Source organism: Paenibacillus arenilitoris (assembly GCF_014705655.1).
Taxonomy (GTDB): domain Bacteria; phylum Bacillota; class Bacilli; order Paenibacillales; family Paenibacillaceae; genus Pristimantibacillus; species Pristimantibacillus arenilitoris.
In genome coordinates, this window is record NZ_JACXIY010000006.1 from 41,935 (window position 1) to 68,501 (window position 26,567).

The 26,567-nt window shown below is 55.9% G+C and carries 16 protein-coding genes and 2 pseudogenes; 14 read left to right on the forward strand and 4 right to left on the reverse strand.

From position 1 onward, the window contains the following. The first annotated feature begins 5 nt into the window (after positions 1-5). From IDH41_RS04810 to IDH41_RS04835, 6 genes are all read left to right on the forward strand, one after another. On the forward strand, positions 6-2,885 hold the full coding sequence (locus IDH41_RS04810; protein ID WP_317890680.1) for an ABC transporter permease: 2,880 nt from the start codon (positions 6-8) through the stop codon (positions 2,883-2,885). 3 nt (positions 2,886-2,888) lie between these two features. Further along, a complete protein-coding gene (locus IDH41_RS04815; protein ID WP_190858797.1) occupies positions 2,889-3,767 on the forward strand; it encodes an ABC transporter ATP-binding protein in 879 nt (292 codons plus the stop codon). Positions 3,768-3,846: 79 nt separating this feature from the next. Further along, the gene (locus IDH41_RS04820; protein ID WP_190858799.1) at positions 3,847-5,004 is read left to right on the forward strand and encodes a glycoside hydrolase family 172 protein; all 1,158 of its coding nucleotides are present in this window, start codon (positions 3,847-3,849) and stop codon (positions 5,002-5,004) included. Positions 5,005-5,087: 83 nt separating this feature from the next. Beyond that, positions 5,088-5,849 carry an SDR family NAD(P)-dependent oxidoreductase gene (locus tag IDH41_RS04825; RefSeq protein ID WP_190858801.1) on the forward strand — a complete coding sequence of 254 codons (762 nt, stop codon included), beginning with the start codon at positions 5,088-5,090 and terminating at the stop codon, positions 5,847-5,849. 192 nt (positions 5,850-6,041) lie between these two features. Beyond that, positions 6,042-6,371 (forward strand): hypothetical protein, encoded by a 330-nt coding sequence (locus IDH41_RS04830; protein WP_190858802.1) that lies wholly within the window; start codon positions 6,042-6,044, stop codon positions 6,369-6,371. Positions 6,372-7,024: 653 nt separating this feature from the next. After that, the gene (locus tag IDH41_RS04835) at positions 7,025-10,132 is read left to right on the forward strand and encodes a glycoside hydrolase family 2 TIM barrel-domain containing protein (protein ID WP_190858804.1); all 3,108 of its coding nucleotides are present in this window, start codon (positions 7,025-7,027) and stop codon (positions 10,130-10,132) included. A 49-nt stretch (positions 10,133-10,181) separates the two neighbouring features. Here the strand turns inward: IDH41_RS04835 and IDH41_RS04840 are convergent, their stop codons facing one another. The 4 genes from IDH41_RS04840 to IDH41_RS04855 form a co-directional block, all read right to left on the reverse strand. Next, positions 10,182-10,871, reverse strand: a complete 690-nt coding sequence (locus IDH41_RS04840) for an AIM24 family protein (protein ID WP_190858806.1) — start codon at positions 10,869-10,871, stop codon at positions 10,182-10,184. After that, entirely contained in the window at positions 10,868-11,326 is a 459-nt protein-coding gene (locus IDH41_RS04845) for a hypothetical protein (protein ID WP_190858808.1), read from the reverse strand. Before IDH41_RS04845 ends, IDH41_RS04840 begins: the two co-directional genes overlap by 4 nt. 156 nt (positions 11,327-11,482) lie before the next feature. Beyond that, entirely contained in the window at positions 11,483-12,487 is a 1,005-nt protein-coding gene (locus tag IDH41_RS04850; protein ID WP_190858809.1) for an aldose 1-epimerase, read from the reverse strand. Between the two features lie 117 nt (positions 12,488-12,604). Then, the gene (locus IDH41_RS04855; protein ID WP_190858811.1) at positions 12,605-12,967 is read right to left on the reverse strand and encodes a LytTR family transcriptional regulator DNA-binding domain-containing protein; all 363 of its coding nucleotides are present in this window, start codon (positions 12,965-12,967) and stop codon (positions 12,605-12,607) included. Positions 12,968-13,144: 177 nt separating this feature from the next. On the opposite strand from IDH41_RS04855, the gene IDH41_RS04860 reads away from it, so the two are divergent. The 8 genes and pseudogenes from IDH41_RS04860 (at position 13,145) to IDH41_RS04890 (ending at position 26,455) form a co-directional block, all read left to right on the forward strand. Continuing rightward, positions 13,145-14,257, forward strand: coding sequence for a lactonase family protein (locus IDH41_RS04860; protein ID WP_190858813.1), 1,113 nt, complete (start codon positions 13,145-13,147; stop codon positions 14,255-14,257). Between the two features lie 57 nt (positions 14,258-14,314). After that, positions 14,315-15,541, forward strand: a complete 1,227-nt coding sequence (locus IDH41_RS04865; RefSeq protein WP_190858814.1) for an MFS transporter — start codon at positions 14,315-14,317, stop codon at positions 15,539-15,541. 147 nt (positions 15,542-15,688) lie between these two features. Continuing rightward, a pseudogene (locus tag IDH41_RS31210) lies at positions 15,689-16,453 on the forward strand (DUF2087 domain-containing protein); the annotation flags it as partial. A 553-nt stretch (positions 16,454-17,006) separates the two neighbouring features. After that, a complete protein-coding gene (locus IDH41_RS04875; protein ID WP_190858818.1) occupies positions 17,007-18,269 on the forward strand; it encodes an MFS transporter in 1,263 nt (420 codons plus the stop codon). A gap of 265 nt (positions 18,270-18,534) precedes the next feature. Then, positions 18,535-19,485, forward strand: coding sequence for an S-layer homology domain-containing protein (locus IDH41_RS04880; RefSeq protein WP_190858820.1), 951 nt, complete (start codon positions 18,535-18,537; stop codon positions 19,483-19,485). Between the two features lie 30 nt (positions 19,486-19,515). Next, complete coding sequence (locus tag IDH41_RS04885; protein ID WP_190858822.1) at positions 19,516-20,775, forward strand: S-layer homology domain-containing protein; 1,260 nt, start codon at positions 19,516-19,518, stop codon at positions 20,773-20,775. 85 nt (positions 20,776-20,860) lie between these two features. Continuing rightward, positions 20,861-21,628 (forward strand): annotated as a pseudogene (locus IDH41_RS32105) (Athe_2463 domain-containing protein); the annotation flags it as partial. Between the two features lie 228 nt (positions 21,629-21,856). Further along, complete coding sequence (locus IDH41_RS04890) at positions 21,857-26,455, forward strand: hypothetical protein (RefSeq protein ID WP_190858824.1); 4,599 nt, start codon at positions 21,857-21,859, stop codon at positions 26,453-26,455. Positions 26,456-26,567: the final 112 nt, after the last annotated feature.

The following is a 26,567-nucleotide window of genomic DNA, read 5'->3' on the forward strand; positions in this document are numbered from 1 at the left end:
ATCGAGTGGCTTTGTTTGTCATGATTATTCGCAAAATGGTGCAGAACAAGTGGCTGGTCGCCAGCTTGTTCGTCGGTCTGGCCATATCCGTCGCCTTGGTCAGCAGCATGCCGATTTATTCCGAGGCCGTATTGTCGCGGATGCTGGTGAAGGACCTGGAGAAGATGCAGACCGACCGCGGCGTCTATCCGGGCTCGCAGTACAGCAAGCTTTTTTATACGAAAGAAACGCCCGAGGAAATGAACCGAATTTTCGAGCGGGTAGACCGGTACGCCCATAACACGGCGCAGGCAAGCTTTCAAATTCCGGTGCAGGAGCTTGTCAACGACTATCAATCGAAATCGATGAAAATCCGCGCGGTGAACGACCCGAATCCGGAGTCGAAATCGTCGCTGAAAACGATGACGATCCGCTCCTTCTCCGAGCTGGAGGATCATATCAAGCTCACGGACGGAAGGATGCCGGCGGAGACGCAGCCGGTGGACGGCGTGTACGAGGTGCTCGTCACCGAGCGGGCGCTCGTCCAATTCAAGGCCGTGATCGACTCGGAATACGTCGTCGCCGACGAGAAGATAGCCGGGGAAATGAAGTTCAAGCCCGTCGGCGTATTCGAGAAGAAGCAGGACGACGATCCTTACTTCAGAGATTCGGATTTAAGCGAGCTCAGCGCGAGCTTCGTCATGAACGACAAGGTGGCCAAGCAGGCGCTGCTGCAGGAGAGCCGATTCCCGATCGCGTCGGTCGGCTGGTTTTTCGTGCTCGACTACTCGAAGCTCGAGCTGCGGTTCATCGACGATTTTATCGATACGACGAACAAGCTCCGCAACGTCCTGCTGAACCAGGTGACGATGTACCAGACGGTGTCCGAGACGCCGGCGCTCGACACGATCGCCAAATATATGGACCGCGCCGACCAGCTCCGCACGCTGATGTGGTCGCTTAACGTTCCGGTGCTCATTATGCTCGGCTTCTACATGTTCATGGTATCGAACCTGATCGCCGACCGGCAGAAGAACGAGATCGCCGTCCTGCGCAGCCGCGGCGCGGCGCGCTGGCAGATCGTGACTTCTTACGCGGTCGAGGGCGTCATTCTGTGCGGCATCGCCTTAGGCGTAGGACCGCTGCTCGGCGTCGTGCTTACCGAGGTGCTCGGCGCGTCGAACGGCTTCCTTGCATTCGTGCAGCGCGTTGCCCTGCCCGTGCGCCTGACGGCGGAAGCTTACCGCTACGGCGCCATCGCCGCCGGCGCATGCTTCGTCATTATGATCATTCCGATCATAATGGCTACGCGCGTAACGATTGTCGGCCACAAGCAGCAGATGGCGCGGTTAATCAAATCGCCGCTCTGGCACAAAATGTTTCTCGACGTGATCGCCCTGGCGCTAGCCATTTACGGGCTGTACACGTTCAGAAAGCGGCTGGCCGACCTGCAAAGCCTCGGGCTTAACGCCACCGACCTGAACATCGATCCGCTGCAGTTCGTGGTGCCGGCCTTGTTCGTCATGGGCGGCGGGCTGCTGCTGCTCCGGCTCTATCCTTGGGTGCTTCGGCTCGTTTACTGGGTCGGCAAGAAGTGGTGGCCGCCGTCCGTATACGCGACGCTCATCCAGGTCGGCCGGTCCAGCACGCAGTACCAGTTTCTGATGATCTTCCTCATCATGACGATCGCAACCGGCGTATTCAGCGCTTCGGCGGCGAGGACGATCAACAATAATACGGAGGACCGCATCCGCTACGGGAACGGCGCGGATATCGTCCTGAAGGCGGAGTGGATCAACGACGCGCCGCCTCCGCTGCCGCCGGGAGCGCCCGGCGGGGAGACGGCCGCCGTGCCCGACGTCATCCATTATCTCGAACCGGCGTTCGAGCCGTTCCGGACGCTTCCGGGCGTGGAGTCCGCGGCCAAAGTGTTCACCAAGGAAGCATCGTTCAGCGTGAACGAAGGCAGCGGCGCGGCTACCCTTATGGGCATCGACACGGACGAGTTCGGCGCTTCGACGTGGTTCCGGGACAGCCTGCTCGATTATCCGATCAACGATTATTTGAACCTGATCGCATCCGATTCCCAGGCGGTGCTTATATCCAAGACGCTTGCCGACCAGCAGAAGGTGAAGGCGGGCGACACGATATGGGTCGGCTGGAGCGACGTGCCGCAGCAGCCGTTCAAGGTGTATGGCGTCATCGACTATTTCCCGACGTTCAATCCGAATCCGCCCGTCGGCAGCGTCAACGTAAGCGAAGAAGACTCGACCGGCAGAGCTCCGATGCTGATCGTCGGCCATTTGCCGCGCATCCAGGTGCAGCTCGCGCTTGAGCCGTACGACGTCTGGATCAAGCTGAAGCCGGAGGCGACGACGGCGCAATTTTACGAAGGACTGACCGAGTCGAACCTGCCGATTACGAGCATCGTGAACACGAGGGAGCAGCTCGTCGAGGCGAAGAACGACCCGTTCCTGATGGCGCTTAACGGCATTTTGACGCTCGGCTTCGTCCTGTCGATTCTCGTCAGCTTCATCGGCTTCCTCTTGTATTGGGTGCTGTCGCTGCGCGGGCGCACGCTGCAGAACGGCATTTTGCGCGCCATCGGTCTCTCGTTCGGGCAGTTGATCGGGATGCTGGCGGTCGAACAGGTGCTGACGTCGGGCGTCGCAGTGCTGATCGGCATTCTGGTCGGCAATATCGCGAGCTTGCTGTACGTGCCTAATTTCCAAATCGCGTTCAATCCGAGCAGCCTCGTTCCTCCGTTCCAGGTCATGTTCGATCCGGACGACCTGACGCGCATCTATACGCTTGTCGGCTTCATGCTGGCGGTAGGGCTCGGCATTCTGGCTTACATGCTCTCGAGACTGCGCATTCATCAAGCGATCAAGCTGGGGGAGGATTGACGGATGATCCATTGCGAAGGGCTTGTCAAAATATACAAAACGGCCGATTTGGAAGTATTCGCCCTGCAAGGCCTCGATCTTCACATCGAAAGCGGCGAGCTGATGGCCATCATCGGCAACAGCGGCAGCGGCAAGTCGACGCTGCTGAACATGCTGGGCGGCCTGGACCGGCCGACGGCCGGCAAGCTGACGGTGGACGGCCGGGACATGCTGAAGTTCACGGAGCGCGATTTTGTCCGCTACAAGCGGGAAAGCGTCGGCTTCGTCTGGCAGAACAACGCTCGCAACCTGATCCCGTATCTCACCGCGCAGGAGAACGTGGAGCTGCCGATTCTGCTCACGGGAAGCCGCAAGCGGTGGCGGGCGAAGGAGCTGCTGGACGCGGTGGGCCTCAGCCATCGGGCGAAGAACAAGCTGTACGAGCTATCGGGAGGCGAGCAGCAGCGGGTGGCCATCGCGATCGCGCTCGCCAACCATCCGAAGCTGCTGTTGGCCGACGAGCCGACCGGCTCGGTCGACTCGCGGATGGCGAACCAAATTCTCGACCTGTTCCGCGAGCTGAACCGGACGATCGGCATTACGGTCGTCATCGTGACGCACGATCCGGAGCTTGCGAAGAAGGTCGACCGCGTCGCGGCGATCCGGGACGGCAAGATCTCCTCGGAGATGCTGCGCAGGCGGTCGTACGCCGAGGAGCTCGCGGAGCTTGAGGAGGAGGAGGAAGAGAGCTCCCACGTCGAATATGCGATCCTCGACAAAGCCGGCCGCCTGCAGGTGCCGTCCGGCTACCTGGAGTCGATCGGCGTGAAGAACTCCAACAAGCTCCGCGTCGAGCTGGGCGACGGCCGCATCGTGCTGCTGCCGCCGGAGGAGAAGGAATAGGGGCGGAAAGGGCCGGCCCGCAGGCATTGCCGCCTGCGCGGCCGGCCCTTCGCCGTATCCAAATAAAGGAGAGACCGCGATGGAAGCACTGTACATGCGCAAAGATGGAACTTCACGCCGTCAGTCGAGCTGGGATACGACAGGCGGCAATCGGGATTTTATCGTCATCGGAGCCGGTCGGACGGCTACGATCGCGCAGATCGAGGGCTCCGGGGTCATTCAGCACATTTGGATGACGATTGCCTCGAGGGACAAATATGCGTTCCGAAAGGTGCTGATCCGCATGTTCTGGGACGAGGAGAACGAGCCGAGCGTCGAATCGCCGGTCGGGGATTTCTTCGGCGTCGGGCACGGCGTAGCCAGCCACTACGTCTCGATGCCGCTGAACATGATTACGACGCAGGGCGTCATCGAAGATAAAGCGGCGATGAACTGCTTCTTCGAAATGCCGTTTCAAAAGAGCGCCAAGCTCGAAATCGTCAACGAATGCGAGAATGATATCGTCTTGTATGACTACGTCGATTACGTGGAAAAACCGGTAGCTGGCGATTCCTTCTACTTCCATGCCTCCTGGCGCAGGGAAAACCCGACGAAAGGGCTCGCGGACCTGGCCAAGCTGAAAGCCGAGCATGACCTGCAGGACAAATCCGATTACTCCGACCAAAAAGTATACGAGCTGAAAAACTTGACCGGCGACGACAATTACGTGCTGCTCGACGCGGAAGGCGAAGGGCACTACGTCGGCTGCAATCTGAGCATCGACCATCTTAATCCGATGCCCGGCTTCAGCTGGCCCGGCGAAGGGGACGATATGTTCTTCATCGACGGCGAGCCTTGGCCGCCGCGCCTGCACGGGACGGGGACGGAGGATTACTTCTGCGCGGCATGGGGGTACCCGTCCGGCAAATACGACAGCCCGTACCACGGCGTATCGCTCTATGCGCCGATCCGGCAGAACGGCGACGCATGGAGGGAAAGCAACACGATCTCGTTTAACGACTATTCCGGAAAAATAACGCAGTACCGGTTCCATATCGTCGATCCGATTATTTTCCGCAAGTCGCTCCGCTTCAGCATCGAGCACGGCCACGGCAACGCGCAATCCAACGATTATTCGTCGGTCGCTTATTGGTACCAGCGGGAGCCGCATAAGGCGTTTCCGCAAATGCTTCCGGTCCTGCAGCGGCTGCCGATTCCGGAGAAAGACAGCGCAACAATGTTCTATCGCACGTTTTAGTCCTATCGATTGACTTTTTGGCCGCATCATTAATAATGAAATAGATTACAAATTCATGGATAAGAAGAAAGGTGACGGATGGCATGCAAATCGACTTGTCGAATAAAACCGCCCTCATTACCGGAGCGACCGGCGATCTGGGCCGCGTCATGGCTCGTACGCTGGCCGCGTGCGGCGCCAACATCGTGCTTCATTACAACCATAACGAAGCGAAGGCGAACGAGCTGCGGCAGGAAATAACGGCGCTCGGCCGCAACGCGATCATCGCGCAGGCGGACGTGACGAACGAGCAGCACATCCTGGCGATGAAGGAGAAGGCGGCGAAGGAGCTCGGCCACGTCGACATCGTCGTGGCGAACGCGGTCATTCAGTACCAGTGGACGAGCGTCCTGGAGCAGTCGCCCTCCGATTATTTCAGCCAATTCGAATCGTGCGTCATGCAGAGCGTCTACTTGGCCAAAGCGTTCATTCCGGCGATGATCGAGCGGGGGGGCGGCCGGTTCATCGGCATCAACACGGAATGCGCGATGCAGAATTTTCCGAACCAGTCCGCCTATACGGCCGGCAAACGCGGCATGGACGGCGTCTACCGGGTGCTGGCCAAGGAAGTCGGCGAGCATCAAATTACGGTGAACCAGATCGCGCCGGGCTGGACGATCAGCGACCGCGACCGCGCGAACCATACGGAGGAGAATGCCGGCTATTCGCAGCACGTGCCGCTTAAGCGGAGAGGCACCGATCAGGAGATCGCGAACTCGGTCGCTTTTCTCGCTTCGGATCTGGCGAGCTTCATTACCGGGGCGTACATTCCGGTCAACGGCGGCAACGTCATGCCTGCCATATAGGACGGGGAAGGGACCCTGCAATCCATCTATTACTTGATTAGCATGAAGAACAGCTCCAAGGCGGCTTAACGGCTACCTTGGGGCTGTTTTTTTTGTGCGGAGATGTTCGGTCGTTATTGGGCAAAAATGGTATTGTCCTGTGCTATAATGGTCTAGTATTCGGCGCTTTTTGAGTGCGAGGAGGGAAATCAAATGGCTATTTTTTCTGTAATCGCCTTTTCGGCCTTGGCGATCGCAATCGTAACCTTCCTGTTAGCTGTCATCGGCAGACCTCGTTTTTACTGGATTTCCGCTATTTCCATTTATGTTTTCAGTTTTATGGCAGGCTTTTCGATCGGGCAGCTGACGGTTGGTTTAACCTTTATCCCATTAGCGTTGGCAATCGGTTTTTCTTCGGGCCGGATAAATAGGAGAGCGCATACTTATTGGTTTGCAGGGGTTGGCGCTTTAATCGGAATCGTAGCAGTCGTCTTCGTGGACGACTATTGGACGTTTTGGCCATTTTGGTTGTTTTCCTGGTAACGCTGTCTTCGGTTTCTCGCTTCGAATGGACATTACATATCCTCCGAGTAAGCTGTATTTCCCCATCACACGTTTTCTGGTTCGATTATCTGTCGTTCCCGAAGAGTCGATCGATTGCTCGATTGCTTGCGCTTTCACGGGATTTAATTTCAAAAATTGAACCTAAGAGCAAAGGAAGAAAGCAAATTGGGCATCTAGTTTCAAATTTTGAAACTAAAATGGTTAGTTTCGATCGGAATGGCTCGAAATTTACCGTATAATTTCAAATATTGAAACTAAATTGTGATGGATAGGAGCTAAGCTCGATTTTGTTTCAAATTTTGATATTAGTATCGCCGATTTGTGGCGAGGTGCCGAGGAAGGGGGAGCCACAGATTGTCCCATTGTTACACGTTATATGTAGCGGCAAGGCCGGGCGTTACCGTCAGGAAAGCCGCCAATGCTTCGCAGCTAACCAGACGCTTCAATCGCTTGTTCATGGGCTCTCCCCCTTCGGGGAATGTTGGCGGCAGTCGGTCCGGCAAGGGCCTATCTACCTTTTTCGGATGTGAAAATTATTATAGAAAATATGAAAATTATATCATTAAATACGGGATCGGCTTGTATTATAATATGAATATCGTGATCATCATTTTCCAGTGAGGTGCTTATCCATGCGACAGAAGCTTGTCTATTCGCCGCCGGCCAACGGCTATCCGGAGTGGAACAATAACCCGGAAATTTACCAACTGAACCGGATGGAAGCGCATGCTACGCTGATGCCTTTCGATACGGTCGACGAAGCATGGGAAGGAGACCCGCGCCGGTCGCCCAATTACTTATCGCTTAACGGGATGTGGAAATTCGCCTTCGCCCCGAACGCGGAAGCGCGCATCGCGCAGTTTTATGAAACCGGTTACGATAGCAGCGGCTGGGACGAGATCGCGGTTCCCGCCCATTGGCAGCTGCAGGGCTACGATTATCCGCAATATACGAATATTACGTATCCGTGGGTCGGCAAGGAGGAGCTGAAGCCGCCCTTCGCACCGACGGAATATAATCCGGTCGGCTCTTATATCCGTACGTTCGCGGTGCCTGAGGGCTGGGAGGAGAGGCCGGTCTTCATCAGCTTCCAAGGCGTGGAGTCGGCCTTCTACGTATGGCTGAACGGCGAGCTCGTCGGCTACAGCGAGGATACGTTCACGCCCGCGGAGTTCGATCTTACGCCGTATTTGATTGAAGGCGAGAACAAGCTGGCCGTCGAGGTGTACCGCTGGTGCGACGCGAGCTGGCTGGAGGACCAGGATTTCTGGCGGATGAGCGGCATCTTCCGCGACGTCTATTTGTACACGGTGCCGGAGGCGCATATTTACGACTTTTTCGTAAAGACCGAGCTGGACGAAGCTTACCGGGACGCCGAGCTCGTCATCGACGCGAAGCTTCTGAACTACTTCGGACGCGAGCTTGGCGGCGTCACGGTCGAAGCGGCGCTGTACGATGCCGGGCGCCGGGCGGTGTTCGAGTCGCCGCTGTCGGTCAAGACGGCGGCGGCAGGGGAAGAGCTGACTTCGGTGCGGCTGCGGGGCGCCGTAAGCGATCCGCTCAAGTGGAGCGCGGAGCAGCCGAACCTGTACACGTTAATTTTGAGCGTCGTCGCGGAGAACGGAGAGCTGCTCGAAGCGATCGGCTGCAAGGTCGGCTTCCGCAAGTTCGAGATCAAGGACGGCCTGATGCGGATTAACGGCCGGCGCGTCATGTTCAAGGGGGTGAACCGCCACGAGTTCTCCTGCGATACCGGCCGGGCCGTTACCGAGGAGGACATGCGGGAGGATATCCGCCTGATGAAGCTGCACAACATTAACGCGGTGCGCACCTCCCACTATCCGAATCATCCGATTTGGTACAAGCTTTGCGACGAATTCGGCTTGTACGTCATTGACGAGACGAACCTGGAGACGCACGGATCGTGGTCCTACGGCCAGCAGGAGGAAGGCGACACGGTGCCGGGCAGCAAGACGGAGTGGACGGAGGCTGTCCTTGACCGGTGCAACTCGATGCTTCAGCGCGACAAGAACCATCCTTCGATCGTTATCTGGTCACTCGGGAACGAATCGTTCGGCGGGGACAATTTTATCAAAATGCATGATTTCCTCCGCGAAGCCGACCCGACGCGCGTCGTTCATTACGAGGGCGTCTTCCACTTCCGGCCTTCCGAAGCGGCGTCGGATATCGAAAGCCAAATGTATACGAACCCGCAGGGCGTCGAGCAATATGCAAGGAGCAATCCGCAAAAGCCGTTCATCCTGTGCGAATACAGCCATGCGATGGGCAATTCCTGCGGCGGCCTGCACGTCTATTGGGAGGTTTTCGAGAAATACCCGATTCTGCAGGGCGGCTTCATCTGGGATTGGATCGATCAGGCGATTCGCGTGACGGAGGAGGACGGCACGGTCAAAATGCTCTATGGCGGCGATTTCGGCGATTCGCCGAATGACGGGAACTTCTGCGGCAACGGCCTTATTTTCGCGGACCGCGCCGTATCGCCCAAGCTTCAGGAGGTCAAGAAAGTATACCAGAACGCGAAGTTCGAAGCGGCCGACCTTGCGGGGGGAGCGATCAAGGTGACCAACCGTCATCTGTTCACCCCGCTGGATAGCTACGCGCTTGCCTGGGAGGTCGCGATCGACGGCGCGGTCGTGCAGGAAGGGACGACCACCGCTTCGGCGGCGCCGGAATCGGAAGAAACGGTAAGCCTGCCTTACTCGCTGCCTCTGCTTGAGAGCGCGGACGAAGAAGCGGTATTGACCGTGCGGCTCCTGCTGAAGGAGTCGACGGGATGGGCCGAGGCGGGACATGAGATCGCCTTCGGGCAGTTCGTGCTGCCGGCGCCGGTCCGTGCTTCCGTTCGCCGGGCGGAGACGAAGCCCCAGGTGCGGGCGGAGGAAGCCGCCGATGCGATCGTCGTGACCGGCGAGCGCTTCGCGGTCCGGTTCGACAAGGCGAGCGGAAGCTTGACGTCCTACGTCTGGGACGGCGTGGAGCGCCTCTCGCAAGGCTTGGCGCCGAACTTCTGGCGGGCTTACACCGACAACGATCGCGGTAACAAGCAGCATGAACGGTGCGCGACTTGGCGCGAAGCGGGAGCAGGACGGCTGCTGCGAGGACTCGCTTGCGAGATCGGGGCGGACCGGGTTACCGTACGCGCGGATTACAGTCTGCCGACGACGGCCGTCTCCTTGCTCACGGTTGTCTACACCGTTCAAGGCGACGGCGAAATCGGCATCTGCGAGGAGCTCCAGCCGGGCGCCGGGCTGCCGGAAATTCCGGAAGTGGGCATGCTGTTCCAGATGCCTGCGCAGTTCGATCGGCTCAGCTGGTACGGGAATGGACCGGACGAGACGTATTGGGACCGGCAGTCGGGCGGCAAGCTTGGACGATATGCCGGCACGGTTCGGGATCAGCTCGTGCCTTACATCCGTCCGCAGGAATGCGGCAACAAGACCGGCGTTCGCAGCGCCGAGGTAACCAATGCGCAAGGAGAAGGCATCCGGCTTAAGGGCGCGCCGCATTTTGAGCTTAACGCGCTTCCTTATACGCCGTTTGAACTCGAGGCGCACGACCATGTGCACAAGCTGCCGGCAAGCGGCAAGACGGTCGTCCGCGTAAATTTGAAGCAGACGGGCGTCGGCGGGCACGACAGCTGGGGCCAGCTCCCCGAGAAGGATTACATTCTTTACGCGAATCAAACCTATACGCATCGTTTCTCGTTCAAGGGGATTTAACGAAGAAGCGGCCGGCCTCCGTCGTCGACGGCAGGCCGGCCTCTCTTTTTTATTTGATGTATATGCCCCCAAAAGGGAGCAGTTCACGCAGTATCCGCTTCACGAAGCCGCCGCTTTGCAGCTGCTCCTCCAGCTCCGCGTCGCGCGAGCCGGTTTGGATCAATACGGGGCCGCGTCCGCGGATTTCCCACTGCACGTTCATATGCTGGCTCGCGAGCTTGTTGCCGTAAACGGACAGCCGAATCGTCGCATGCTCGGGATAGGCGACGAGCGCGCCGGTCTCGACGTAGAGCGGACGGTCCGGATGAAGCTGGATGGCCTTCATGTCTCCGGCCGTAATGAGGCCGAGCCTGCCCGGCCCGGAGAACCGCATGCGCACCAATTCCTTCGTGATCCAGACGTTCTTCAGCTTCTGGATGACCGGCTTCAGCCGCATGCCTTCGGAGAAAAAAATGACGTGGCGGAAATCGAACAGCAGGTCGCTTTGCTCGCCGATGTCGACCGTCTCGAGCGTGCAGCCCGCGGGCAGGCCGAGAATGAATTCGGAAGGACCGGTCAGCAGGGAACGGATCCAGCGCCGCTTGCGGTACATGCCGGCCAAATCCATGAACCGGTCCTCGCGGCTTAGCGGCTCGCCTTGATAGGCGATGATCGATTTCGGATGGAGCACGTGAAGCTTGTCCGCTTCTTCGAGCGCAACGTGAACGTGCCCGGTCTGAACGGGGACGGTTATGTTCATCCGCCAAGTCCCTGACCGCCGGCGGCGGCGCGCTGCTTGCGCCATACCACATAACGCCAAATGCGAATGGATAAAATATAAGCGATCAATAGGACGGCGACGATGACGCCGATTTGAATCAGCCTCGTGATCCAGGCGCCGCGATCTTGCTTCATTTGCTCCATCTCGGCCTGCAAGCTTGCGTTCTGCGCCATAAGCTGCTCGTTCTGCTGCATGAGCTCCCGCTGCCGGCGCTCGGCTTCCGCAAGCGACGCTTCCATCTGCCGCTGCTGCTCGGCGAGCGCGGCCTGCGCCTCCAAATATTGCGCCTCCAGCTCGCTGATCTTATCCGGCGTATTGTAAATGTCCTTCACCCGGTCGAAGAAGCCGGCTTCCGCAACGGGAGACGCCGCCGTCATTGCGATGATCGTCATCATGGCGAAGGTTATTATGGCTTTCCAATAAGGCTGTCGCATCGTCGTCTCCTCCCGGTTCGACCTATTGCGTGTGATGCTTCCATTTTAACTTGTTTCTCGACAATAGTCACGGTTTGAGGCGGGCCGAGTGAAGGATTCTTACAGTAAAAAAGAAATAGCGGCCAGGGGCCGCTATTCCTTCTCCGGCGAAGCCGATTAAGCTTGTTTTCTAACGTACAGACGGCTGGTCTCTTCCCAGATGCCGCCCGGCTCGAGCGCGACGAGGCCGATCTCGTCGGCCGGCAAGTCCACGTTCGGAGCGTTGACGAGGTTCAGCTGCGGCTCGGGGCAGAAGAAGCCCGGCGTCGCGTTGTTGTTCCAGATCATCCACTGCTTGTAAGCGGTGCCGATATCGTATACGAGCGTTACGCCGATGCGCGTGTCGGTCAGCTCCATTGCGTTGCGGCCGTTCTGCGGCTGGGTCGTATAATGGTTGTCCATCGGCTCCCAGAACGGCGAGATGCCGGTCGTCTTCATCGCTTCCTCTTCGGGCTTCAGCGGCTGATGCTTGCCCGTCGGCAGCATGCGCTCGCTGAGCTCCCAGCGCTTGCCGGTCGTGAGCGTGAAGCGGCAGTCGTCGGACGTGCTTCCCGGCGCGAACGGCGCGTTGACCGTCGTGTGGAAGGCGATCATGCACGGCATGGCGTCCGTGCCTTCGTTATGTACCGATACATGCTGGAGCAAGCCCGTCTCGTTCAGCGCGTAACGAAGCTTGATCGTAAAGCGATGAGGCAGGTATTGATAGATCGGATGCGTCTCGTCGATCGAAATTTTGAGCGAGACGTAGCTTTCCGATTTGTTCGTGCCGAAATCCTCGACGCTCCAAACCGCCGTATGGAAAAAACCGTGCAGGTGGTTGCCGGTTTTGGCTTCGTTGACAGGGAAAGTATAAGTGCGGCCGTTCCACGTAAAGGTGCCGTCCTCGTAACGGTTCGGCGGGAACAGGACCGGAATGCCGTGAATGCCCGGATTCGCCCGGAAGCCGTTCATCTCTGCGGCCGAAGGCTCGCGAAGAAAACGAAAGCCGCTTGCGTTGTCGCGGAACGCGATAAGGTTCGCGCCTACGTTCGGCAGTACCGCCGCTTCGTAATCGCCCCACCGCAGCCAGACGGCTTGCTCGTCATGAAATGCTTGTTCGAATGCTTGCGCTTGCGTTGCCATGATCATCCTCCTAATGAAATCATATTCCACCTAAGAATAGCAGGACGCGGACAAACAAACAACCGCCCAAATTCCATCGGATGGAATCGGGCGGTTGTTTTGTTCACGCAGACTACATTACGGCGTAATGCGCAAATCCTTGTTCGAGGAGCGCTGGGAGAACAGCTGCTGAATGACGTATTGCTTGCGGCGGTTGACCGTTACCCGCTTCGATTCGGCGATGTCGGAGCCGAAGTAGATCGTTCCGTCTGCGATCGATTTGATTTTTGCGATATTCACGTAGCAGTTCGAGCTGATTTGGAAGAAGCCTCTCTCGGTTGTCAGTTGCTGAAGCTGCTCGGCAGTCATTCTTTTCTTTATATTATAGTTCCTGCCATGGAAGCTTACGAGTCCTTGAACTCCGGTTTTGAAGTACAGCACATCCGACTCCAGATCAAAATCCTCATACACGTTGCGTTCGCTCTTAACCACATTCACCATCTCAAAACTCCCCTTTCAGAAAAGTGAACATTTGTTGTTAGCGCTTACATTGTAACATATCACAAAAGCTTTTGTGAAGTATTTTATTTTTGGCCCGAAAAAAAGACATTGTGGGGTGAACCGGCTTGTGCTATGGTCGACTTAATGCCAAATTAATCGAGGAAAGGTCGGAAACTAATGAGCCAAGCAAATGAACGACCGCCGTTCAGCGGGCTATTGTATGCCGGGTCGTACGGCGGGGCGGACGACGAGACGATTCACGTCTGCGCCTTCGACGGGGAATCGGGCAAGCTGAGCGTGCTGCAGCGCGTCTCGGGGCTGGAGAACGCCTCCTTCCTGGCGCTCCATCCGGACGGCCGCCGCTTGTACGCGGTCAGCGAGACGGGAACGACGGAGGGCGCGGCCGGGGGCTCCGTCGTCGCATACGACATCGACGACGCCACAGGACTGCTCGGCGCGCGGAGCGACCGCTTCTTGACGCATGGCGCACATCCCTGCTACATAAGCGCGGATGCCGAGGGCCGGGCTTTGTTCGTCGCGAACTATACCGGCGGCAACGTGGCCGCGCTTCCGCTTACGGCCGAGGGCATGCCTGAGGCCGCTGCCTCCGTTCATGCGCATGAAGGCGAGCTTGGACCGAACACGGCCAGGCAAGATACGGCGCATGCGCACAGCATTATGCCGCTTGGGGAGACGGGCTGGCTTGTCGCGGCGGATCTGGGCCTCGACGCCGTCGTCGTCTATCGATACGACGCGGAGAGCCGCGAGCTTGCGAGGAAGGGCAGCTGCAAGGTGCGTCGCGGCGCCGGGCCGAGGCATCTGGCTTACCATGGGGAGCTCCGCACGGCATACGTCCTGAACGAGCTGGATTCGACGGTAACGGTGCTGAAGCTGGACGCCGGGCAAGGGACGTTGACGGCAGGACAGACGGTGCCGGCTCTGCCGTCCGGTTATAACGGCCGCAACGACGCGGCGGATCTCCATCTTGCGCCGTCTGGCCGTTTCTTGTACAGCTCGAACCGCGGCCATGACAGCATCGCCGCGTTCGCGGTCGACCCGGCAAGCGGGGAGCTGACGCCGATCCAGCACATCCACTGCGGGGGAGAGACGCCGCGCAACTTCGCGATTACGCCGGACGGCCGGTACCTCTTGGCCGCCCATCAGAAGACGGGAACGGTGGCGACGTTCCGCATCGACGGGGACAGCGGGCTGCTTTCGCCGACGGGACAGGCGCTCAAGCTGCCGAGCCCGGTATGCTTAACGTTCGGAAGAGCCCATTCGCCTGCGTGATCCGCTCTGCGGACGCGAGGTATTTTTTCGCATATTTGAAAGGCAGGTCCTGTTAACATGTCCACACAACTGAAGGCCGTCGGCGCGAGGACAGAAGCTTTACGATCGGCGACCGTATACGCGATATTGATCGCCATTAGCTCGGTGCACTTGATGAACGATATGATGCAGTCGGTTGTAACGGCGCTGTTCCCGGTGCTCAAGGACTCGCTGAGCCTGAGTCTGTCGCAGATCGGCTGGATCGCTTTTACGCTGAATATGACGTCTTCCGTCATGCAGCCCGTCGTCGGGTTGATTTCGGATAAGAGGCCGTCGCCGTGGATGCTGCCGGTCGGCATGTTCTCCTCGATGATCGGCATGGCGGGCCTTGCGGTCGCGCCGAATTTTTATTTGCTGCTGCTCGCGGTCGTCTTCGTCGGCCTCGGCTCGGCGGTGTTCCATCCGGAAGGCTCCCGCGTCGTCCATCTGGCGGCCGGCAACCGTCGCGCGTTCTCGCAGTCCATTTACCAGGTCGGAGGCAACTTCGGGCATATGCTCGGCCCGCTCATGACGATGGCGATCTTCATCCCGCTCGGCCAGAAGGGCGCGGCTTGGGGGATGGCGCTTGCGGCTACGGCGATCATCATCTTAATGAAGGTCGTTCCGTGGTACAAGGAATCGCTGGCCGCGCATGACGGCAAGCTGAAGAAGAAAGCGGCGGGTGCCGCCAGACCGCCTCTTGCGTCCAAGGTCGTCGCCATGGCGCTCGGCATCCTCGTCTTGATCGTATTCGCCCGCTCTTGGTATGGGGCGGCCATCGGCAATTTTTATCAATTTTACGTGGAAGAGACGTACGGGCTATCCATTAAGGCCGCACAGGTGCCGCTGTTCCTGTTCTTGGCGGCGGGCGTGGCCGGCACGTTCTTCGGCGGCATGCTGGCCGATCGGATCGGGCGCAAGAAGATGATGCTGATCTCCATTGTCGGAGCGGCGCCTTTCGCGCTTATGCTGCCGCATTTGCCGCTGGAGTGGGTGTATCCGATAATCGTGCTGCTCGGCTTTATTTTGCAATCGGGCTTCTCGGTGAGCGTCGTCTACGCGCAGGAATTGATGCCGGGCAAGGTGGGCACGGCTTCGGGCCTAATAACCGGCCTCGCGTTCGGCATGGGCGGCCTTGGAGCCGTCGTGCTCGGCTACTTGGCGGATGCGCATACGCTGACCTATGTGATGGGGCTGTGCAGCGCGCTGCCGCTGCTGGGCTTGCTGGCCATCCTGCTGCCGAAAGACAGGCGGGAGGCGGCTTAATTGGTGTCGATACGGCTGCTTGGAGGTTCCGGGCGGCTTTTTTTATTGCGATCTAATGTTATTTGTAATTTTGGAAGTTGAATAATACCAAACAATATTGTATTATGTCTATAAATTAAATAAACAATATATTGAGGTGTTTGTGTTATGGATATAAGCGAGCGATTCTGGTCGTCCTCTATAGATGATTTGAAGCGGGGCTATGCTCACGATGAAGCCGAAGGCGTCTACTACTGCCTCGTATGCGGGGAAGGCTTTGAGGACGGGGAAGTGTTCCGGCACGAGCCGACAGGGCGTTGGTATGAGGCGCGCAAATACGCGGCCTATCATTTGCGGCAGGAGCACGGCTCCATGCTCGCCTTCCTGCTCGAGCTGGACAAGAAAGCGACCGGGTTGACCGACCTGCAGAAAGAGCTGATCGAAGGCTTTGCCGCGGATTTGTCGGACAAAGAGATGATGGCCCGCACCGGCGCCGGCAGCGCCTCGACGATCCGCAACCACCGCTTCGTGCTGAAGGAGAAAGCGAAGCAGGCGAAGCTGCTGCTGGCCATTCTGGAAATGATGGAGGCAGGAGCGCAGACGGCTCCGCGGTTCGTGCCCGTGCACCGCACGGCGACACGCGTCGACGAGCGTTACGCGATCACGCAGGAGGAGTACGAGGAGCTGCTGAAGCAATATTTGCCGGATGGGCCGGACGGTCCGCTCGCCGCGTTCCCGCGCAAGGAGAAGCGGAAGGTTGCCGTGCTTCGCCATATCTCTTCGTACTTTCGCAGCGGCGTCCGGTACTCGGAGAAGGAAGTGAACGAGCTGCTGAGCCGCTTCTGGTCGGAGGATTACGTCGCGCTGCGCCGCTATTTGATCGAGTACGGTTTTTTGGATCGCAAGGACGACGGGAGCGAGTACTGGGCGAAGGAGCCGGCCGGCGCAAGAGGTTATCATGAATCGGCATCAGGTGACGGAATTTCGGAGAAGAACGGCAGGGCACCAGGGAAGGAAGAGCCGCAGGACGTGGAGAACGGTGAAGGTCGAAGGGACGAGGATAGGTTGGATAAGGCGGACCGCAAGCGGCTGACGGCGGAATATCGGGAACACGAGCGGAAAATGGGCGTGTACCGGATTAAAAACGACGTCAACGGCAAGGTGTATATCGGCGGCTCGACGAATTTGGATCCGGTCTGGGGAAAGGAGCGGTTCGCGCTCAATCTGGGCAGTCACCGCAACGCGGAGCTGCAGAAGGAATGGAAGCAATTCGGCGGCGAGAATTACTCGTTTCTCATTCTCGAGACCGTTCAATCCGATCATCGGGTCCGCTATGATGATAAAGACGTGTCTGACCCGGAGGGGCGCGAGCTTGCGGATGCGGTGCGTCAATATAATCGGGAAGTAGCCGACTTGACGGAGCAATGGATCAAGAAGCTCCGGCCTTACGGGAATAAGGGCTATCATAGGGAGAGTGTAGAAGGAAATGTCGACTGAAGCAATGAAGGGAGCGGGCGGAAGCCTGTTCCGAAACAAGTTTTACCAAACGATTCTGTTATCGAACGTCCTGCTGCAAATCGGGATCTGGGTTCGCAATTTCGCGATCCTCATGTACGTGACGGACAAAACGAACGAGGATCCGTTCGCGATCAGCCTGATGGGCTTCGTTGAATTTTTGCCGATCTTCGTGTTCTCCTTCATCGGGGGCACGTTCGCGGACCGGTGGAAGCCGCGGCTGACGATGATCTGGTGCGACTTTTTATCGGCCGCGTCCGTCTTCATCGTACTGATCACGCTCATTTACGGGTCATGGCACATGGTCTATTTGGCCACGTTCGTATCGGCGATATTGTCGCAATTCTCGCAGCCTTCGGCGATGAAGCTGTTCAAGCAGCATATCCCGGCCGAGCAGCTGCAGTCGGCCATGGCGATGTTCCAGTCGCTTATCGCGATCTTCATGGTGCTTGGGCCGTCGCTAGGCGTCATTTCGTACCAAAAGTTCGGCATCGAAATATCGATCGGCGTTATGGGCGTCGCGTTCCTGCTGTCGGCGCTCGTCTTGTTCCGGATTCCGCGCGACCGCGAGGCGGAGAAGGCGGAAGCCGCAGTCGAACGCCGCTTCTGGCAAGAGCTGAAGGACGGGTTCGCCTACGTATGGCGCAGCCCGGTGCTGAAGTCGCTCGGCGGCACGTTCGCGCTTGCCGGTACGGCGGTCGGCATCGCGCAGACGCTCGGCCTGTTCATCGTGCTGGAGCGGCTCGGCCAGCCGAAGGAATTTTTGCAATTCATGCTGATGGTCAACGGCATCGCGATGCTGATCGGCGGCGGAGCGGTCATGGCCATCGCCAAAAAAGTAGCGCCGCAAAAGCTGCTTGCGCTCGGGATCTTCCTCAGCTCCGTCTGCATGGTCGGCGTCGGGCTATCGACGAGCATCCCGCTTACGCTGGCCCTGCAGTTCATTAGCGGGCTTGGCTTCCCGCTCATTCAGATCGGCATCAGCACGATGATCCTGCAATGGTCGGAGGAATCGTACGTCGGCCGGGTGAACGGCGTGCTCAGCCCGATGTTCATGGGCATGATGGTCATCATGACGCTCGTGGCCGGCCAGCTGAAGCTCGTCTTCCCGCTCGTCGGCATCTATTGCACCGCAGGCGTCATCATGTTTATCGGCATGCTGCTGCTTATTCCGCTCTTCAAGCATAAGCCGATCGCGGCGCAGGCGCAGCAGCAGCTCGCTGGAGGAGATTGACAGATTTCCCGGCATGAAGTAACATCTATTGTAGTTGATACGAGAAAAGCGAAGCACGCTTATTCCCTCGGAAGAGGGGGAAGTGTGCTTTTTTTGTTGTTCTGTTGCAGAGAGTCGGCCGGGAAGGGGATTTTCAAAGCCCGGCTTATTTCGCGACGGTTGTTCGTTATTGTCGAAAAGAGCAGGTTTTATTTCGTTTATCCAGAAATGGTATGAAGTTCCTGCGAGAAACGGCCGAAATAAGGAATAGGAGAGAAGGATCGTTATGCGCACAGGGAAGCTATTTGGTGTTTTTTTGCTCATTTTGGCAATCGCCGGCCTGCAGCCGGCAGCGTCGTATGCCGCCGAGAGGGCGGTTGTGACGAAAACCTACGAAATGAATGCGGCGGCCGACTTGATCGCGTTCCGGCTGGAGGGCTACGACGGCGAATTTTCGTCGACCTTGACGCTGCCGGACGGGCATGTGATCAAGACGGCGAGGAGCAACAAAATCAACGATGCCGGGAAGGCGGTCTGGACGAACGAATATACGGTCAAGCCCGCTCCGAAAGGGAAATACACCTTTACGATCGATGCGCCGAAGCGGGCGTATTACAATCTGCAAGCAACCGTTCCGTTATTTTCCGACGTTTCGAGCCATTGGGCGGAGCCGGCCATTAACGACTTTGTCCGTCGAGGGATCGTCGCGGGTTACGGCGACGGCCGATTCGGGCCGAACGATCTGGTATCGGGCGAAGCGTTCGTGAAGATGGTGGCGCTGGCGCTGACCGAGGAGCAGCCGAACGGGAAGCGGCAATGGCTGAAGACCTTCCGCTGGAAGGTGAAGGACGAGGAGCTAGGCAGGGCATTAGGCTTGCAGGAGTACAGCTTTGTTGCCGACAAGGGCGAGCCGTGGGCGAAGACGTATTTGGCGGCGGCGGGGGATCTTGGCTTGACGGGGAGCTGGACGGAGGAGGAGCTTGCCGGTCCGTTCAAGCGGAAGGACGTCGCGCTCATGGCGGCAACGGTGGTCGGCTTGACGAAGCCTGCTGCTCCGGAGCCCGCCGTCTTTCAAGACATCGGGCACTTGCCGGACCAATATCGGAAGGCGATCGATCTTGTCTGCAATTATGGCTTGCTCAGCGGCTATCCCGACGGCTTGTTTAAGCCGGAGAACCACGTAACCCGAGCCGAAGCGGTCAAAGCGTTATCGCGGCTCGTCGATTTTTTGAAATAGGCAGAGAGAACAACTTTGGGAGGAAGAACAATGGTTAAAAAAATGATCGTTTCCATGCTTGCCGTAACTTTGATGATCGGAGCGCTCGGGTTTACGGGACCGGGCGGCAAGGAGGCAGTGTCCGCGGCTTCCGAGGCGCCATTTTCCGATATCGAGAAGCACTGGGCGAGGGAAAATATTATAAAGGCGAGCGAAAGCGGCCTTGTCGACGGCTTCCCGGACGGCACGTTCCGCCCCGACGCCGTCGTAAGTGCGGATCAGTTCGTGTCGATGATGCTGCGTGCGTTCTCGGATGGGAATGGGAAGTTTGATCAGGGGTGGTTGGATGCTCTCTTTTATTTCCAACCTGCTTTTGCAGGGGATATTAAAACAGCAACTGAAAAACTGGGATTTAAATTTGAGAACGCCAAGACCGGCTATTGGGCCAAACCGTACATCGATATGTTGTATGAAATGTCACTTTTAATGACCTTTGATGATGTATACCCGAAGAAGTACGACATTTATAAAAAACAGCTTAAACGGGAGAATGCTTCTTATCTTTTGGGAGAATGGTTGTTCGATTACGAAGGAAATGAAGATGTTCTTTACTCTGAGTTCGTGGAGAACAATAGTGGCTTAAAGGATTTCAATTCATTTACAAATTCTACAGTCAAAATCTATAGAAGCAGCGTACTTATTGCAGGCGTTATGAATGGATACCCCAACAATTATTTTTATCCGCATCGATATGTGACGCGTGCTGAAGCATTAACAATGGTACAGCGCCTGCGTGATAAGAGCTTACGGACACCATTTAAACCTAATCTGACAGGTAAATATTATTCTGAAGTAGATGGGAGAATCACTCTATTTAGTGATAAAACAAAATACGAGTACTACATCAACTTTCTTAAACTTGCAAATCAGCATGTCACTACTGGATATAAAAGAGAACTAAGAAATGGTGTAGCTATTTGGGATAGTAAAGATTCGTTTGAAAAAAATGATTTTTTAATCCGGATAGGGGATTATGAATCGGCTCCCTTACCAGAATTCTCAATTGTTGTGCTACCAGGGACTGATCGTACAATTTCGATTATGTATCCTAAAGTCAAATCAACAAAAAACAGTGGTGCCTTTCAAAATGCAATATTTGATTTGCTTGTTGGCGCAGGTAAAGGGGACGATCTGAAATCAAAGCTTACTAAATATGAAAAAACAGGAGATTTAATTAATTTTAAATTCAACAACAAAAGCTTCAAATTTTACGGTACAGGCAAGCAATTCATATTACAAATGACTTACTAATATGAGGTGAAAAGGGTTGAAAAAACGTTACATGCGATGGGCATCAATCCTGATGATGCTTACGATGATTCTATCGCTAATAGCGATGTTTGATTATCCTTCAACTAGTAGTGCTGCTACATTAAAACCACCAACTACTATTAATGGCTTTCAAAACAAATGCGGATACGTCCCTGAAAGCGACGGTAGAATACCGACAGATGTTAGACCGTGTTCTGATCCGACTTCTTCAAAGAGCGTTGGATATAAGTTTAACTCAAGCTTCTATTACAGTAAGACGTGGGGGAATTTGGGCGTAAAAGAACGGAACCTTATCGTTTACGGTACGCCACAATCTGTTCCATCCAGAGTACAGGATTTTAAAAATGGTTGGCAATCTGCCGGACCAGAGACGGCGAAGAAAGATCAAGGTCATTTTTATGTTAATGGGCAGTACGGAGAATATCGTTACTTAGGATACACGCAAGACGGAAAGTTATTTTCAAATATTCATTTCATAGTCGATTCAAATTCAGGAAATGCTCTATCAGGGAAGCATTGGGTCATTGAACCATGGAAATACCTTCCTAATTCATATCCCTACAAACCGAGTGGACCAGGAACAGCATATGGAAGCAGTAATCAAGTTGATGTCATGTTGCCTGTATACAATAATTATAGAGATAATATTACTCGGTCTATAGGTTTTTCCATAACGCAAGGAGTAGCTTTCGCAGATAAATATGACGTTTTATCGCGAACACCATTTAACATGGACCCACGTAATTATATGTCCATCGACCAAGCCCCAACCGCCCGCGAAGGTGGGTTTGGCAACATGTATCATTATTCCTGGGATGCGCATAGCCTCTATTATCATACTTATGCTCTAAAAAAATTCGAACCGGATGAAAAGAATAAACCACCTGCCTCTTGTGTTGCGACTCCTGTAGGAAAGCAGCCACTTGCGCTCGGCAAAGAAAGCAAAGTAAAAGTACAACTTAAAATAACAGGAACAATAAAAGACGATTTATTCATTGGTAGCACAAAGGCAGAAGCCCTATACTACACCCGCAAAGACGTCGCCTTCTGGGACCTCAATTTGAAAAATCAAAACAACCAGGTGCAGACGATTTCCTCGCGAAGCCCGTCTCACGGCGTCTCAATCAACAAAAATACAGCCTCGGGCATCATCACGCTGGAAATCGATACGAACAAGCTGGATAAATCGGACCCGAACGTATGGAAGTACGAAAGATCGGCAAGAGAGGGAGGGGCGGGATTCGTTGCTTACTTTAATAACCACACCTCTGCAAAGCCGTCCAGCCTGTCCGTAAACTGTGATGTCGCCATTACCTTCGACGGGAACGGCTATAAAGGTCCGATGCTCAGCGATTTCGGCGTAGTTCCGGAAATTCATTTTGAGAAAAAGTCTGCTTTCGTGAAGGAACAGCTCGGCTATGAGGATTACTCTTACGGCAAAGAAGTCGACTCCTATACGTTCGAGATTATGGACGACAACGATAAAACAAAGGCCACGAAAACGTTCGATCCGGCCATACCGGAAATAAAGGCGCCGAAGCCCGGCTACTTGGATCAGAACGCGGTAGCGGCCTTTTTGCATTCGTTCATCGATTCGAAGTTTCCGACCGAGTCCGTGTCCGAAGCCGTCGTAAAAACGTTCCATATTAAGCAGACCATCATCGATAAGGATTCGACGGTGAACAACACGTCGGTCGCCTTAAAGACGGTCGTCGTCGTTCAAGTGCCGCGGCTCGTAGCCGGATGCGGCACGGTCAACGATTTGCAGCCGCCGGTGCCGGCGTATATTTCGCCGAAAACGACGTGGGTCTATGATTGGTACGACGTCGTGCCGTTTCCCGTTCAAGAAGCGGAGCCGGACCTGATTCCCTCCAAAATGTGCGACACGCCGCCGGACTATGACGAATTCGAAAAGCGGGTATATATTGACGGGGCGGAAATCGACGCCGATCAATTTTTTAATAGTCAATATACATTCGGCGAGGATGCGCAGGGTGTCCGCGAAGTGACGGTTACCTATACGGCGCCCGACGGTACGGTGTCGCACAAAACGCAGTACGTCGTCATTCACGAGTCGAAGCCTCGGGTCGCCATCAAGCTGGACGGGCTTTTCAAGCAAAACCGGACCATGAAAGCTTATGATCAGTCCGCCGAGAGCAACGACCCTTGGACGGAGCAGCATGCGCCGCTCGAAGTAACATCGTTCAGCTATGTGGACGCGGACGATCCGAAGCTCAAATGCAGGACCGGCTATTGCGAATCCAATCTTGCCGAGAAGCAGTACATGTACAAGGAAGTCGGCGTTTATAAGATAAGCATCGCGGCCAAGCGCGTCATTCGTTACCCCGGAGGAGAAATAACGAGATATTCGGATCCGTACGGGGTGGAATACGAGATTCTTCCGGATCATGAGCCGGCGATTATCGCGCATGCCTACAATTCGCAAATTAGCCGTTTGGACGAGCTGCAGCTGAATTATCAGGTTGAAAGCACGGACGGCGACTTCATTTCCGAGAAAAACATGGAAATTTTTTACGATGCCGATAACGATGGGACATTCGAAACGAAAGTTTACGAAACGAGCGAGAATGTTGCCGCCTTGCCGAAATTCGGCAAGCTGGGGCAATACAAAATCGTCGCGACCGCCAAGGAGGGAACGAACCAGGAGCGTTTGACCGAATTCGCAACGCCGGAAGACGACCGGACGCGTACTATCGAAGCTTATTTTTTCATCGATAATTACGCGCCTTCAAGCGATCTCTACCTCGACGTTCCGGTCGAAAAGCCCGATTTGGACATTTATTTTTTATTGGATTCCGCACTGACGCAAGCGAAGACGGATTACGTGAAAAATAATAAAGTGGCAATCACCAACCTGTTCACGACCGGCAATATGCTTGCAAACGTGGGCATCTGGGATATGAAAACCTACACGTACGAACAGCCGGGGAGCACGGCGAGAAACACGGGAACTTCGTATCCGCCGAGCGCAACGACGTATACGAGCCCCGACGGGTATTCCGGCACGCTCACTTTAACGTCCGTGTCCAACTCGCCCTATTCCAGGGATGAAGGGAGATATGTGTCCGTAACGGACAGCAAGACGGCGACCGACTCTTGTTCGAATACGGTTGTCACCTCGTATGGCCCGACAGGCTCCATTAGCAGCCAGACCTCAACAAGCGTCTGTCCGTCGAGCAAGTCCTATTCCGATGGAAAATATTCCGGGACGCTGAGCCGGTCTGGAGAATCTCCAGGCGGCAGTTGTCCGGGAACAAGCACGCCGAATAGTTCGTGCTCCAACACATGGACGGCGAATTATAGCGGAACCGTCCGCTGGACGCATGATGTGTGGGAACCGAAAATGGTCAGCTACGACAGCTACACCGGCTATTACAGCGGTACGATTTATAAGGACATCCGGCAGCCGTACGACGCTTCCTTCTTGAGGGCGGTCCAAGGAAGATATGTCGTTTACGTCTCGGACAATGTCGTGTCGCAGCTGTCGGACCTGCAATATGTCATGTCCAAGCAAAACGCCAAACTCATTCTGCTCGGCCAAGACGGCATTCGGTCGCAAATCGGCCATGACCGCTATATGACCAACGACAAACCAATCGAAGAGATGATCGGCGCCGTCATCTCCTATATCTCGGAGAGCAACCCGGCAATTCCGAAAGTGCTGAAGCTGGTCGGGGAGACGGTCGAAACGAGAACGGCCAGCTTCGATTACGAGAGCGACCCTATGCCGGCGGAGTCGGATGACATGCAAATGACGCAGGATGCGGACTATTACGATAATTCGATGGGCTACGATACTTTTGCGGGCAAGCTGCTATCATCGGTCAAGAGCGAAGCGAACTGGACGGCTTATCGGTCCGAAGCAACCTTGAACAAGCCGGGAAAATATATGATTTTCCGCAAAATTAAAGACAGGCCGACGACGGATCCGAATTTTCCGGGGTACGGTTATTATTCGAATGAAAGCGCGGTTGAAGTATTCGTCCATCGCAAGCCGATCGCGGACGTTACGCTTGATTTCGATTATGTTCCCGCCTCGAACACCTACCGGACGACATGGGTGGATCTATCCTACGATCTCGATCATAACGTGACGAGGGCGGATTCGGATCGCGGGATACAGGACCGTACGATTAAGTTCACGAATCAAGGGACGGGGGAAGCTTTTACCCGTATTCCGGACACGCTGCCGCCAGGCATTTATATGCTCGATTACATGGCGCAGGATATCGAAGGCGCATGGAGCGATCCGGTACAGCGGACGTTCGTCCTGCCGGATACGGTGCCGGTGCAGTTCAAAAGCAAGCTTAAGACGGAATTCGACGGCTTCTCGCTGGCGAGCGTCCCGGCAAGCGAAAATCTCGTCGCGTACGACATGTGGACAAGATACCCATATGCGGTATCGCTCGCCTTCTCGATGGGCGGTCATCTCTCCAGAACCGTCCCGTATTATGCGGGCGTTAAAAGCGGAAACGACGTTTCGTGGAGCAACGAGCATTTTACGATTCCAAGCACGACGCCGGACGGATTGTATACGTTCTCGATCGCGGCTAACGGTTCCGTTGCCGGCTCCAAAGCGGTGCAGTCGTACGCGGTTCGCGTCGCGACTCCGATTCAGCTGAGCGGCCGGATCGACAGCGCGGGCGGCAGCTCAAGCAACGTGTCCACCCTTGTCGTGAACGATGCATACAGCTTGAAGGCTGCGACGACAAAATATCCGAATGCGACGACCGTTACGGCGTTTAAGGGTACCGCGTATCAACGAACGATTACGCTTGCCTCTTCTACTGCCAGTACAACCGGGTATGGGCGAAAAAATTGGGCCGGCAGCTTGACGGTCGGCGGAATGCCGGATGGGAACTATATCTTCGAGTGGCGTTCGACGACACCGAACGGCAACGTCGAGACCGTGACCCAGACGGTTGCGGTCATCAATAACCGGCCGCCTAGCGCAGACTTTACCTGGCTGCCGGACCCGGTCTATGAAGGCGATAGCGTGCGGTTCAAATCCACGGTCAGCGATGCAGACCGGGACGTGCTCCGCGTTGCGTATGAAATCACTTCGCCGTCCGGCGCTAAGAGCAGCTTTGACTATACGATGGCTTATCCGTATCCGGATACGGGGCCATCCGTGAAAATGACGGTGCCAGGCAATTGGGTGGTGAAAATGACCGTCTCCGATGGAAAAGCACCTGCCGTTATCGTCAATAAAACGGTGCAGGTTCGTCCGCTCCACGTGGACGGGTTCGTAAAGCATACGGAGCTGTGGGATCAGCACCGCCGCAGCTATAACGTAAAGCAAACGGGAAATACCGATTCACCGCGCGGCTATTCGGTTTTCTGGGCGGGGGAGAAGTTCCTGCTGGAGGCGGATACGACGCTAACGGGCACGCTGACGAAGGCGGATCGGGTCGACGTACGAATGGGCGATTACTCGGTAACGCTCGCGAAGAGCGATCAGGCCGGAACGAGGTGGAAGGGCGAGCTTTGGGACGAGACGTTCTCGAAGCTGCCTGAAGGCGCGCTGTCCTTTACATTTACGGCGTATTACAGCAACGGAACCGTCAAGGTCGTAACCGTCCAGGTGACGATCGAAGGGGAGACGCTGGAAATCGTCGGCGTCCATCGCGTGCAGTAGTCCGCCAATTGTGGAAGTTCACGATGGTTACCGTAGTCAGATGAATGAAGTGATTTCGCTCGTGTTACGGTGTCCGTTGAATGAGGCGAATTCGCTCATGTTAGAGTAGACC